Here is a 13,229-nt window from a genome sequence, read left to right as displayed (position 1 = left end):
ATAGTGGGTGCACGGGTTCAGGGCGCAGGGTTCGGAATCTGCTGGTGAATCGCCTGGATCTGCGCCTTTATCTCGTCACTCAGCGTGACCTCCAGCGCACCGAGGTTTTCTCTGAGCTGGGCCAGGCTGGTTTGCCCCGTCAGCGCGCTGGCGACGAAGGGCTTGTCGATGACAAAGGCCAGCGCCAGTTGCGCCGGCGTCAGCCCATGCTGTCGGGCGATGTCCACATACCCGGCAATGGCCTCCTGCGCCGAGCGACTGTCATAGCGGTTGAACGACCGGTACACCGCCGACAGCCGCGATCCCTCGGGGCGAGCGCCATTGAGGTATTTACCGGTCAACGCACCGAAGGCCAGCGGCGAATAGGCCAGCAGGCTTACGCCTTCACGGTCGCTGAACTCGGACAAACCGCCCTCGAACAGCCGGTTGAGCACGCTGTAGGGGTTCTGCACGCTGACGATGCGCGGCAGCCCCAGCCGCTCGCTCTGCTTGAGGAATTCGGCGACGCCCCACGGCGTTTCGTTGGAGACACCGATGTGCCGAACCTTGCCGGCGCGGACCTGTTCTGCCAGCACGCTGAGGGTTTCTTCGATGGCAACACTCTCGGCATCGCCCTGGTACACGTACTCGCGCTGGCCGAAGGTGGTGGTTTTACGGTCGGGCCAATGCAACTGGTACACATCCAGGTAGTCCGTGCGTAAACGCTCGAGACTGCCGTTCAGGGCTTCGACGATGTTGCGCCGGTCATGCCGGCTCAAGCCGCCGCGGATGTGTTGCTGGCTCTGAAGCCCACCGGACGGCCCGCTGACTTTGCTGGCCAGCACCACCTCGGCGCGCCGTCCACTGGCGGCGAGCCAGTTGCCGATATAGCGCTCGGTGGTTCGCCAGGTCTCGGCGCTGGTCGGCGTCGGATACATCTCGGCGGTGTCGATCAGGTTGATGCCTTCGGCGAGTGCCAGCTCGATTTGCTGGTGAGCGTCGCTTTCGCTGTTCTGATGGCCCCAGGTCAAGGTGCCCAGCCCCAGAACGCTCACTTCGATGCCGCTGCGGCCCAATTGGCGATAACGCATGCTGAATCCTTGTCGCCGGTGCTCAGGAGCGCGGGCGGTACTGGTTGACGGGGAACGGCAGGCCAAGGTGCTCGCGCAACGTGCTGCCGGTGTATTCATGACGGAACAGCCCGCGCTTGCGCAGCAGCGGTACGACCTCATCGACGAACGCCTCGACACCGGACGGGAACATGTCCGGCATGATGTTGAAGCCATCGGCGGCATGGGCCAGGAACCACTCGGCGAGCGTATCGGCAACCTGTTCGGGCGTGCCGACCACCAGGCGATGGCCCACCAGGATGCGCCGGGAAAGCTGGCGAACGCTGAGGTTTTCCTGGCGAGCCAGGTTCAGTTGCGCTTCGAGGAAGCCTTGCGAGCCGCGCTCGAAGTCCGCCACCGCACCGATGCGATCCCATGGCAGCGGCGCATCCGGGTCGAGTTCGCTGGCCGGGATGCCGAACCGGCCAGCCACCAGATCGAGCAAACCGTGCTCGCCATGCCAGGCGTTGAGGTCGTCGAAACGCGCCTGGGCCTCGGCCTCGGTGCTGCCGATCACGGTGGACAGCCCCGGCATGATCTTCAGGTGCTCGGGGTTGCGCCCCCAGCGCACCGCCCGTTCCTTCATTTCCCGGTAAAACTGCTGGCCGGCGTCCAATGTCGTCTGGGTGGTGAAGATCGCATCGGCATAGCGTGAGCCGAGGGCCTTGCCGCCCTCCGACGAGCCCGCCTGTACCAGCACCGGACGGCCCTGGGCCGAGCGCGGCACGTTCAGCGGCCCTTTGACCGAAAAATGCTGGCCGACGAAATCTATGGGACGAACCTTTCGCGGATCGGCAAATTGACCGGTGCGGGCATCGCCGATGATCGCGTCGTCTTCCCAGCTATCCCACAGCTTCAAGGTGACATCGATGAACTCGTCGGCCCGCGCATACCGGTCGACATGCAGCGGCGCGCCGCCCAGACCGAAATTCTGCGCGGCATCGTCGCTGGCGTTGGTCACCGCGTTCCATGCCGCCCGGCCGCGGCTGACATGGTCCAGCGAGGCAAAACGCCGCGCGATGTTGTACGGCTCGTTGTAGGTGGTCGAAGCCGTGGCGATCACGCCGATACGCTGGGTGGCGGCGGCGACTGCGGTCAGCACGATGGCCGGATCCAGATGGCCGACCGGCTGGTTGGACACGTCGCCCGCCAGGGCTGACCAGTCGGCGAGAAACACCGCGTCGAGACAGCCACGCTCGGATAACCGGGCAATGTGCTGGTAATGCTCGATATCCAGGTGAGCCGTGGCGGCGAGTTCGGCTTTGCGCCAGGCGCCCAGGTGCGCGCCGAAACCCAGCATGTTCATGCCCAGGCTCATCTGGCCGCTACGCTGGTTGCCGCGGTTTGCGCTGCTCATACCGCGCTCGCCTCGTCGCGGGCGCCGGTAGTATCGGCGGCTTGCTGGGCAAGCCAGGCGGCATCCGGGGTGACGCCATTCAGGTAGTAGTTGCCCAGCACTCGCTCGCGGTAGATCGCCGGGTTATGCGAGGCCAGCGTGCGGGCATTGCGCCAGTGACGGTCGAAACGCCGGGCTTCACTGGTGGCGGAAGCACCGCCGACTTCGAACAGCAAGGTCGTGGCCTCCAACACCTGCCCCAGGATGATCTGCTGAACCTGGAAGGTGCGTACTTCTGCTTCGGTGTAGTGGTGTTCCTCGGCGTAACCGCCCTGCTCCGCCTCGTACACCTCCTGGACAATCCCGGCGACTGCCAGCACCTGGGTTTCAGCCGAATAGGCCAGGCTTGAAAGACGCCCGATAACCCGCTGCACCAGCGGATCGTCCTTGGGGCTGGCATGCCCCGGGAAGCCGAACGCTCGGGTGCGTCCCTTGACGAACTCGGTGGCATCGCGCAGCACCGCATTGGCGATCCCCGCCAGGGCTGCAAGATGGAACAACTGATAGAACGCGGTGAGATACGACTCGGCACGAACCTCGTCTTTCTTGAAGCGGCGGATGATGTGTTGATCCGGCACGGCTACCGCGGCAAACCGCGTGGTGCCGCTGCCGGTGAGGCGCTGGCCGAAACCGTCCCAGTCATCCACCACCGATACACCCTGGGCATCGGTCGGCACCGCGACGCTGACAAAGTCCTCGCCCTCCAGCGCGACGGCGGCGATCCAGTCCGCGTACAGGGTTCCCGTGCAGTAATACTTCTCGCCATCCAGTTGCCAGCCGGCCGTTGCCGATTCCGCACTGACAGGGCTGAGCGCAACCGAATTGCCGGTCGTGCTGCTGCGCTCAGCCATGGCAGCGCCCCAGAGCTGACCATCGGCCACCTTGGACAACCAATAGTCCTGCGATGCCGGGTCACGGCTGGACAACCGCCCCTCCACGAAACCGAAATGCGCCCGGAAGATCTGCGGCAGGTTGGAGTCCGCCTCCCCGAGTTCGATCAACAGGCGAAAAAGCTGCGGCAGGGTCGCACCCAGTCCGCCTTGTGCGACCGGTACCCGCAGGGCGCCGAAACGGGCTTCACGCAACCACTTGACCGGCTCAAAGGCGAGTTCACGCTGCTGCTCGCGGGCAACGGCCGTGTCGGCAATGCGGGCGAACACCTCGGCAAAGCGCTGATGCAAGTCTGCGTAGGTCGGGTCGGGGGAATGTGTCGAACTCATTGTTTTTTCCTGGTGGGTTCATGTGCCAAGCCGCCCTCACTGGCGACTCAATGCAATACAGCGAATGATGTTGCGCAACCACAAAGTTCAGCGGTTACTACTGGGAGAGGGGCAGTTCGATGATGTATTTGAAAAAACCGGAATCACGATCAACTTTATTTTGAAATCACCATTACCGCTTCACAAAGCTGCAATCAACATGCCACGCCGGAAAAACATGCGCCCACTAGTAGGCCAGTGCTTACGCTATAAACAAGGAAAGCTATTTCTTTAAAGCACTCCCGGACAATAAATCATTACGCCCGGACTGAGGCACTAGCGCGCTGCGCGACCCTACACGCCTGTCGTTACACCAACACTTTGTTGCTCAAGTGTTGGCCCCTGAACAGTGAAATTGAAGTTACTGAAGGCTTATAACTAAAAAACTTTTTCTATGCGATCAGGTTAGTTGATTTTGTTTGCGTTAGTGAATTTAATCCCGGAGTCAACTTTTGCGAACACGAACTAATCCCACCTCAGTTTGTCCGGAATTACAGCATGACACTTCCAATGGCCGCGCTACCCGAACCGCTTGTCCGGGTACGTGGCCTGAGTAAAACCTTTGCGGCAAACCACGCGCTCGATCAGGTTGATCTACAGATTCTTCCTGGCGAAGTTGTCGCGTTACTGGGCGCCAATGGCGCCGGCAAATCCACCCTGGTCAAGATTCTCGCCGGCAGCCAGCCCCATGACGCCGGCGAACTCTGGGTGCAGGGCCGCTTGCAGCGTTTCAGCTCGCCGCTCGCTGCCCGCAGGGTGGGGATCGTTGCAGTGCACCAGCACGTCAATGACGGTATTGCCCCGGGCTTGAGCGTCGCGGAAAACCTGGTGCTGGACGAACTGTGCCTGCCGCAGGCGCGCTGGTGGGTCAGCCGCAAGCGCCTGGCCGCGCGGGCCGCTGTTATCGCCGCCGGGCTGGAGCTGGACTTGCCGTTGCACGAGCCCATCGAGCGTCTCGGCCAGGCCGAACGCCAGCTTGTGATCCTGGCCAGGGCCCTCGCCTTGCAGCCACGGTTGCTGATTCTCGACGAACCCACCGCGGCGCTCTCGGACACCGAAGCGCAGCGCCTGTTTGCCCTGATCGACCGGCTGCGCGAACGCGGCGTGGCGATTCTGTACATCTCCCATCGGCTGTCCGACTTGCAGCGTGTTGCCCAACGTCTGGTGGTCCTGCGCGACGGCCGGCTGGCCGGGGAATTCGCCGCGACGCAACTGCCTGAGGCGATTCAGGCCATGCTGGGCGAAGCGATCGAAACCCGCCCCTTCGTTCCAAGGGCACCGGGCCGTGAGGTGCTGAGCCTGCGTGGCGCCCGCGTTGCCGCGCACACCCCGCCCTTTGATCTGACCCTGCACGAGCATCAGGTGGTCGCCATCACCGGGCTGCTTGGCGCGGGTAAAAGCGAAATCGCCGAGCTGCTGTTCGGCCTGCGTCGCCCGGCGAGCGGCACCCTGCATCTGGACGGTGTCGCCTGGAACCCGGATTCGCCGCGCCAAGCGGTTCGCTCCGGTGTGTTCTACGCCGCAGAAGACCGGGCGAACGGTTCGCTGGTCCCCGGCTTTTCAGTGCGAAAGACCCTCACCCTGCCTTTCCTGGAGCGCTTCACCCGCGCCGGATTTATCAACGCCCGCGCCGAAGCTGCATCGGTCGAGGAGCACGTGACCGCGCTGGGGATCAAGACCGCTGGCATCGACCTGCCGATGGAAGCGCTGTCCGGCGGCAACCAGCAGAAAGTCATCCTCGGGCGCTGGCTGCTGGGCGGCGCCCGCGTACTGATTCTCGACGAGCCCTTCCAGGGCGTCGATGTTCGCGCCCGCCGCGATATCGGCCAACTGTTGCGTGAAAGCGCCGAGGGTCGGGCAACGCTGGTGATCTGCGCCGATATCGACGAAGCCCTGGACATCGCCGACCACATTCTGGTGGTGCGCAACTTTGCCGTGGTCGCGCAGTACCCCCGCGCCGAACTGTCGCGCGCGGCGCTGGTGGCGCAGTTGGCCCGCAGCGAAGCTGAAGCACCGCCGGTTGTTGCATCCCCTACATCGCCAAGGAGTACCGCGAGTGTCTGATTCGCTTTCCCCGTCGCCCAGCGCGCCGGCCCCGTTCCAGCGTGGGCTGGAAATACTGATTCGCTACGGCCTGCTACTGGTGCTGGCGGTGATCGTCATCGTGTTCAGCGTTGCCGAGCCCGCGTTCATGCGGGTGAACAACCTGTTCCTGATCCTGCAGTCGGTGTCGATCGTCGCCTTGCTGGCCCTGGGTGTGACGCTGACCATGGCCGTCGGCGGCCTGGACCTGTCGATCGGTGCCGTTGCCGCCATGAGCCTGATGATCGCCAGCTATGTGATGGTGGTGCTGGAGTGGGACGCGCTGTCCGCCATCGTCATCAGCCTGGCGGGCGGTGCCCTGGTCGGTCTGCTGAATGGCTGGTTGATCGTCAAGCTGCGTATCCCCGACATCCTCGCGACCTTGGGCAGCATGTTCCTGATTATCGGCGTGCAGTTGATCCCTACCGGCGGGCGCTCGATCGCCGTGGGCATGACCCTGCCCAATGGCCGCGAAACCGAGGGTGAATTCAGCGCGGTGTTTCTCGCCATCGGGCGTGGAAGGCTGTGGGACACCGTGCCGATTCCGGTAGTGATCACGGCACTGGTGGCGCTGGCCGTCTGGCTGTTTCTGGAGCGCACGCGGATCGGGCGGCTGTTCTACGCCATCGGCGGCAACGAACAGGCCGCGCGCCTGGCCGGGGCCCCGGTCCAGCGCTACAAATTGCTGGCCTACGTGCTGTCGGCACTGCTGGCGTCGGCGGGAGGACTGTTGCTGGCCGCCCGCCTCGGTCGCGGTGATGTCAGTTCCGGCAACGGTCTGGTACTGGACGCGCTGGGCGCCGCGCTGATCGGCTTTGCCGTGCTCGGCGCAAAAAAGCCCAACGCCTTCGGCACCCTGGCCGGCGCCTTGCTGGTGGCCACCTTGCTCAATGGCCTGAGCATGCTCAACGCGCCTTATTACGCTCAGGATTTCGTCAAAGGCCTGGTCCTGGTACTGGCCCTGATCTTCACCTTCGGTCTGGCCCATCGGGCGCGCTGAAACCGGATTTCATCTACTCGCAAGGACCCTCTATGCACCCTTTGTTCAAACACGCTGTTCGTTACCTGACCGTCGGTTTGCTCGGCCTGGCCTGGCAGGCCCAGGCTGCGGCGCTGCCCGGCGCCCCTGCGCCGTTCAATGAAGGCAAAGTGCAGATCGCGCTGGTCGGCTACCTGTTTTCCGGGGATTTCCCTGAGGCCTACCTGCAAGGCGTCGAGAAACAGGCGGCATCGCTGGGCGTGACGCTGCGGGTGTTCGATGCCAGGCAACAAGCCTCGCGGCAACGGGAACTGATCGAGCAGGCGATCGATCTCGGAGTCGATGGGATCATCGTCCAGCTGGGGCTGCCCGAAACCCTCGGTGACGCGGTCGACAAGGCGATTGCCAAGGGCATCAAGGTCGTGGCGTTCGACGTTGACTTGAACAACCCAAAGGTCACCCAGATCGAGCAGGACCACCATGCGCTGGCCCGCCTGGCGTTAGACAAAGCCATCGCGGACAACGGCTCGACCTTCAATGCCGGCTACGTCTACATCAGCGGTTTCACCCCGATGGAGCGTCGCGACGAAGTCTGGCGCCAGGTCAAACAAGACAATCCCGGCGTGGTGGAAAAAGCCCGCTTCGGCACGCTCAACCCGCCGATTGCCAACTCGGTGGCCGACCAGGCCAGCGCCGTGCTGCGGGCCAACCCGGACATCAGCGTGATTTTTGCCCCCTTCGACGAGTTCGCCAAAGGCGCGAAGATCGCCGTGGACGAAGCGGGACTGGGGTCGCAGGTGAAAATCTACAGCGCCGATATCTCCACGGCCGATATCCAGATCATGAAAGAGCCCGACAGCGCCTGGGTCGCCACCGCCGCCGTCAACCCGCAAGTCGCCGGCGCCATCAGCGTACGTAGCCTGGCAATGCTGATTGCCGGTGAGAATCCAGGGCCCCGCCTGCTGGTGCCGCCGACACTGATTACCCGTCAGCAGTTGCTGGACCTGGATGTAAAGAACGTTCGCGACCTGGCAAAGAAACTGCCGGCGTTTGGCGATGCTGCGGATATTGCCCGTCCGGCGTGGATACCAAAAGACAACTAAGGCATGCACTACAAGACCATGTAAGCTCCGCAAAACTGCAACTTGCAACTTGAAAGCCCTGTTGCACTATCGACACTACTGTTGCCGACACAACAGTATGTGTTGAAAGCCGGTCATTATCGGTTGCGGGTTCTAACCAGTGTGAAAAATGTTCTTTTGCATCTATCCCGCGCTTGGGTAATGTTTGAACTGCCAACTTTACGCACTACCTGACTGCCCTTGCGCGCACATGTGCAGGTAGCGCGTGATTATTGTGAAGTCGCACCGACTCACACGTTCACCTCAAATCAATAATGCAAAGTGCAGTGCCGTGTCTGGTTATTGGCAGCATCAGGCTGTTTACGATTTCGTATAAAGCCCAACTTGCACGCCATGACGGCCCTCGCACTTATACAAGGAGCTGTTTCATGCATCACCGCCTTTCAATCCTCGCTGTCGCCGTCGTTTCGGCATTGACGCAAATGAACGTTCAGGCCGATGAACCTACGGGGGCCGTGGAGGAGGCAAGTCGACTGGATACCGTGCTGGTGACGGGTACCCGCGGCACGTCACGGACCGTGCTCGACTCCCCGGTACCGGTGGATGTGCTGACCGCACAGGACCTCAAGGCCACCGGTGCCAGCAACGGCGAACTGGGCCAGGCCCTGCAGACCTTGCTGCCATCGTTCAGCATGCCGCGCCAGTCGAACTCCGGCGGTGCCGACCATATACGGGCCGCGCAACTGCGCGGCATGAGCCCTGACCAGGTGCTGGTGCTGGTCAACGGCAAGCGCCGCCACACCTCGGCGCTGGTCAGCGACTCATCGAAAACCGGTCGCGGCACCGCGCCGGTGGACTTCAACTCCATTCCCATCAGTGCAATCAAGCGCATCGAAGTGCTGCGCGACGGCGCCGGCGCGCAATATGGCTCGGACGCTATTGCCGGGGTGATCAACATCATCCTCGATGACGCGCCGGAAGGCGGTGAAGTCTCCAGCACCTTCGGCGCCTACCACACGCACCAGGACGCCATCGACAAAACCACCACCGATGGCCAGAACACCATCACCACGGCCAAGATCGGCACCCGCCTGGGCGAGGATGGCGGCTTCATTCGCGGCGGCGCCGAATACAAGGACCGCAACCCGACCGAGCGCGCCGGCTTCGACGCCTTCGCCGACACTCCGGGCCAGATCAACTATGCCAAGGGCGACGGATCGGCGCGGGACGTCAACCTGTGGTTCAACAGCGCGTTGCCGATCGGCGACCTCAAGGCGTATTCCTTCGGGACGTTCAACGAGCGCCACACCACCGGCGCGCAGTTCTACCGCTACCCCTACCAGCAACCGCAGTTCTATCCCAACGGCTACCTTCCGCAGTCCCTCGGCACCAACAAGGACCTCTCCGCCACCGCAGGGATCAAAGGCCTGATCGGCGAAGACTGGGATTTCGACAGCAGCATCACCCACGGGCGCAACCACTTTGACTCAGGCGCGCGGCGCACCCTCAACGTCAGCCTCGGCGCGGATTCGCCCACCCGTTTCGATACCGGCCAATACGAGCTGCGCCAGACCACGGCCAACTTCGACTTCAGCCGTGAACTGCGCATCGCCAACCGCCCCTTCGTATTCGCGGCGGGCGCCGAATACCGCTACGAGAACTACCTGACCACTGCGGGCGACGCGGCGTCCTACATCGGTAGCGGCGCTGACGGTGCCAACGGCCTGCGACCCAATGAAGAGGCCGATCTGGACCGCAACGTGTTCGGTACCTATGCCGAAATTTCCGCCGACCTGACTGATCGACTGTTCGTCGACGCCGCCACGCGCTGGGAACGCTACGACGATGCCGGCAGCAAACTGACCGGCAAGCTCAGCGGGCGCTATCGCCTCACCGATCAATGGGCATTGCGCGGCGCGGTGTCGAACAACTTCCGCGCGCCGTCGCTGGCACAGGCCGGCTTCCAGCACACCACCAGCAACTTCGGCGAGGGCGGCACGCTCACGGATGTGCAAGTGCTCTCGGTCAATGACCCGATCGCACAGGCACTGGGCGCTGAAGCGCTGGTTCCGGAAACCTCGAAAAACTTCAGTCTGGGCCTGACCGCGCAGTTGAGTGAGCGTTTCGATGCGTCGCTGGACATCTTCCATATCGCCGTGAAAGACCGGATCACCCTGTCCCAGCGTATCGGCGGCGACGCCCTCGAACAGTTCATCAACAACCAGTTTGGTGAGGCGGGCGTCCACGACGTCAACTTCTTCACCAACGCCGCCGACACTCGCACCAACGGCGCGGAACTGGTGCTCAACTATCACCAGCCACTGTTGGAGGGGGAACTGGGCATTACCACGGCCTACACCTACAACGACACCAAAGTCGTCAAGACCAAGGGCACCCCGTCGCAACTCACCGCCCTGGGCATTGGCGACGATGCACTGGTGGGCGTCGAGGAACGCAACACCCTGACCGACGCCGCGCCCAAGGACCGCTTCATCCTCTCGGCCAACTGGACCAGCCAGCACTGGGGATTGCTGGGCCGCCTGACCCGCCATGGCAAGACCACACGAGTGTTCGACTTCGGCGACTCGCAGCCACAGCAGACCTACGGCACCGACTGGCAACTGGATGCGGAAGTGCAATACAAGTTCACCCCGGCCTTTGATGTGACCGTGGGTGCCAACAACCTTACCGACCAATATCCGGAGCGTTCCAACTCGGATATCAACTACGGCGGTAACTTGCCCCATGACGTACTGTCGCCGCTGGGCAGTAATGGCGCGTATTACTACGCGAAGGTGACCTACGGTTTCTAGAGTGAGTATCAGCGCCGCTCGCACAGCGCATCGTGAGAAAGCTCACTCCTACATGTTTCTATGGTGCATTACCCCCCTGTAGGAGCGAGCTTGCTCGCGAAGCGCCGCATAAGCGGCGCTCGCTCTTGAGCGCCCAGAAAAACTATCGACTAATACCCGACAACTTCAATCAATCAGAATGAAATCTGCGCAGGCTGCGACACCTTCAGCACAGACAGATCGCCAGTAACGCGCTTCCACGCAAGGCGAATAGCTTCGATACGTTCGGCATTCTGCGCATTGTCTTCATGCAACTTCACAATCACCTTGGTCAGCAGCCGCTCAGGTTCCTTCGCGCCCTGGTCGCGCCATTGTCCGTAGGCATCCAGAACGCTGAACCCCGCAGGAAAGCGCGGCGTCACTTCAGTATCGAGAAACGCCTGCCACTGCGCGGGACTGATGACTTCCTGTGCTCCGCCCCCTACTCGCCCCAGCGAGAAATACAACTCCGTGCGCAACCACTTCGCCTCTGCCGGCCGGGTCGGGTCACCTTGCAGGGTCGAACTGGCAGGGTCCTTGGTGTGAACAGGAGGGAGTGGCTCGCTGGCACACCCGGACAATGCAATGAGAACCGAGGCCAGAACAATGCGTTGAAACATGAAACTTCCTTATTGAAATTTAATGGCAACACACTATAGAGGCGGAACTTATCGGCTCAAAATAACCAATTCACAGGTAGCTAGACTGACTTTTACAGTGCGCTATAGATCTCAGCAGAATTTGCAAGTCCGGCTACTTTCAAGCAAAGGCACAATCATATTCATTCAATAAATCGCGACCTTGACAATGATAGCCAACGTGCAGCGCCACTCCATAGATAACCAGACTGCTCACCGCTTGCTCAACCCTGCTGCTTGTGCAGTGAGTCCTGCGCCTCACTTCGTTTACGGGCCTTCGCCCCTTTATCAATGAACACATAAACAAGCATCGAAAGCACCAGTAGCCCAGTCCCTGACAGGCTCAAGTGCCAGCCGATTTTTTCGGCAACACCGCCTCCACAGAATGCCCCCAAGGCGCTGGCAATAATGCAATACAGGTTAAATCTCGCAGGACCATTTTCTACGTATCCGCCCGCAGCCCACTTGGATACCAAACTGGATGCCCCGATTAGCGTAAACGACCAGCCCGCTCCGTTCAGCGTCATGCTTATGAGGTGGGAGGATTCAGGTGAAAGCATTGAGCCAGCAGCCAGACCGACAAAGTTTATAATCCCCCCCAAGGCCATCAGCCTAAACGGCGGAATCTGTTTCGCAAAGAACGCAAACAATAAAGATGGCGCAAACATTGCGATCAAATGGCCTTGATACACGCTGGCTATCGCTGCCATTGAGTGTCCGGTATTGGACATCGTCAGCGGTACACCGGCCATCATGAGACCCATTGAAAAAAAAGCGATCGCGGCAGGCAAGGTGACTATCAAGAACGGGGGCGGTATCGCTTCCAGAGTTTTCGGTTCTCTAGTGATAGCCTTGCATTCGTCTTTAACCAGAAAGCACGCAATAACTACCATCAACAGCCCAACCCCCACAGAAATGAGATAGGCGAAGGTCAGTCCTGCATGCTTGTTTTCTCCAATGCCAGCTACTATCGCTGGCGTCAGGCAAGCAGCCACCAGGCCAGATCCTATTAGCAGTGCGTTGAACTTGAGTTGTTCTGCTTCCGACTGACTATTTTTAGCAAATCGTATCCACATTGCCGAACCTGATACGAGGCCATAAAGGGTCGCAGCAACTATTACCAGCGAGAACGAGGATAGTTTTATAGAGAAAACCAGTGCCAGCCCCGCAACTATCGACAGCGCTCCAGTAGTTACGTATATGGATTTCCAGGACAGACGACCATGAACCTTCCCGACAACATGAGATCCAATGATACTAAACAGCACGATCAACATGTTAGGTGTGGTTTGATACAGATAGGGCACGCTTAACACCGCAGAGGCCAGCGGGAGTGTCATGCTGGCCATGAAACTAACGACATAGGCGCAGGTTTGAATGATGATCAGCTTTACTAACATATACAGACTCCTTGTCCGCGCCTCGATTGTAGAGCACTTGAGATCCTTGTTCCCTCCAAATAATTTTTACTTGGGCTATTAAAATGTCGTACGGTCGGTAACTGTCGCTAAATCATCCATATTCAAGACCTTACCCACGTTCTCAGGCTGTCGACCTCCAGGCATCAGCAAGTTTGATGCCAGTTTGTCGAGTGCCGAAATTCGTGAAATCCAGCTTATACAGCGTTAAACGGTGCTGAATTTTCAACACCCTCTTACCGGGTGCTGTAAAAGCAACAGTTATCGAGAGGGATATATGCGGCAGCGCGTATGGCGTTCCAAAAAACCTCAATAATTTTCCATTCAATGCCCCGGCCGCCCGGCCAACGCTCACCAACATGTCCTCCGCCTTTCGCTACTAGCGCAAGGGTCGAATTGTGGGTGGCCAGGTAGCACTCGATGGAATCTTGCAGATCTTTCACGCTGGCGCTTGGT

The 13,229-nt window shown here is 60.7% G+C and carries 10 protein-coding genes; 4 read left to right on the top strand and 6 right to left on the bottom strand.

Going from position 1 to position 13,229, the window contains the following annotated elements:
• Positions 1 to 17 precede the first annotated feature (17 nt).
• From DM374_RS20840 to DM374_RS20830, 3 genes are read right to left on the bottom strand one after another with little or no spacing between them, the layout of a single operon-like run.
• Positions 18 to 1,070, bottom strand: coding sequence for an NADP(H)-dependent aldo-keto reductase (locus tag DM374_RS20840; protein WP_110971594.1), 1,053 nt, complete (start codon positions 1,068 to 1,070; stop codon positions 18 to 20).
• A gap of 22 nt (positions 1,071 to 1,092) precedes the next feature.
• Entirely contained in the window at positions 1,093 to 2,445 is a 1,353-nt protein-coding gene (locus DM374_RS20835; protein ID WP_110971593.1) for an LLM class flavin-dependent oxidoreductase, read from the bottom strand.
• Positions 2,442 to 3,704: an acyl-CoA dehydrogenase family protein gene (locus DM374_RS20830; protein WP_110971592.1), complete on the bottom strand. Its 1,263-nt coding sequence runs from the start codon at positions 3,702 to 3,704 to the stop codon at positions 2,442 to 2,444. The genes DM374_RS20835 and DM374_RS20830 overlap by 4 nt, the downstream gene beginning before the upstream one ends.
• A 537-nt stretch (positions 3,705 to 4,241) precedes the next feature.
• Between DM374_RS20830 and DM374_RS20825 the strand changes: the two genes are divergently transcribed.
• From DM374_RS20825 to DM374_RS20810, 4 genes are all read left to right on the top strand, one after another.
• Positions 4,242 to 5,807, top strand: coding sequence for a sugar ABC transporter ATP-binding protein (locus DM374_RS20825; protein WP_110971591.1), 1,566 nt, complete (start codon positions 4,242 to 4,244; stop codon positions 5,805 to 5,807).
• Complete coding sequence (locus DM374_RS20820; protein ID WP_110971590.1) at positions 5,800 to 6,825, top strand: ABC transporter permease; 1,026 nt, start codon at positions 5,800 to 5,802, stop codon at positions 6,823 to 6,825. The genes DM374_RS20825 and DM374_RS20820 overlap by 8 nt, the downstream gene beginning before the upstream one ends.
• 32 nt (positions 6,826 to 6,857) lie before the next feature.
• Positions 6,858 to 7,907, top strand: a complete 1,050-nt coding sequence (locus tag DM374_RS20815) for a substrate-binding domain-containing protein (protein ID WP_110971589.1) — start codon at positions 6,858 to 6,860, stop codon at positions 7,905 to 7,907.
• Between the two features lie 407 nt (positions 7,908 to 8,314).
• Positions 8,315 to 10,699 (top strand): TonB-dependent receptor plug domain-containing protein, encoded by a 2,385-nt coding sequence (locus DM374_RS20810; protein ID WP_110971588.1) that lies wholly within the window; start codon positions 8,315 to 8,317, stop codon positions 10,697 to 10,699.
• Positions 10,700 to 10,872: 173 nt separating this feature from the next.
• On the opposite strand, the gene DM374_RS20805 is transcribed toward DM374_RS20810, so the two are convergent.
• From DM374_RS20805 to DM374_RS33225, 3 genes are all read right to left on the bottom strand, one after another.
• Positions 10,873 to 11,337: a DUF3574 domain-containing protein gene (locus DM374_RS20805; RefSeq protein ID WP_110971587.1), complete on the bottom strand. Its 465-nt coding sequence runs from the start codon at positions 11,335 to 11,337 to the stop codon at positions 10,873 to 10,875.
• 242 nt (positions 11,338 to 11,579) lie between these two features.
• Positions 11,580 to 12,755 (bottom strand): MFS transporter, encoded by a 1,176-nt coding sequence (locus DM374_RS20800; protein WP_110971586.1) that lies wholly within the window; start codon positions 12,753 to 12,755, stop codon positions 11,580 to 11,582.
• Between the two features lie 142 nt (positions 12,756 to 12,897).
• Positions 12,898 to 13,134: a hypothetical protein gene (locus DM374_RS33225; protein ID WP_157969730.1), complete on the bottom strand. Its 237-nt coding sequence runs from the start codon at positions 13,132 to 13,134 to the stop codon at positions 12,898 to 12,900.
• Positions 13,135 to 13,229 lie beyond the last annotated feature (95 nt).

The organism is Pseudomonas huaxiensis (assembly GCF_003231275.1).
GTDB lineage: Bacteria > Pseudomonadota > Gammaproteobacteria > Pseudomonadales > Pseudomonadaceae > Aquipseudomonas > Aquipseudomonas huaxiensis.
The sequence above is the reverse complement of the archived record's forward strand: the minus strand, read 5'-3'. Positions and strand labels throughout refer to the sequence as shown.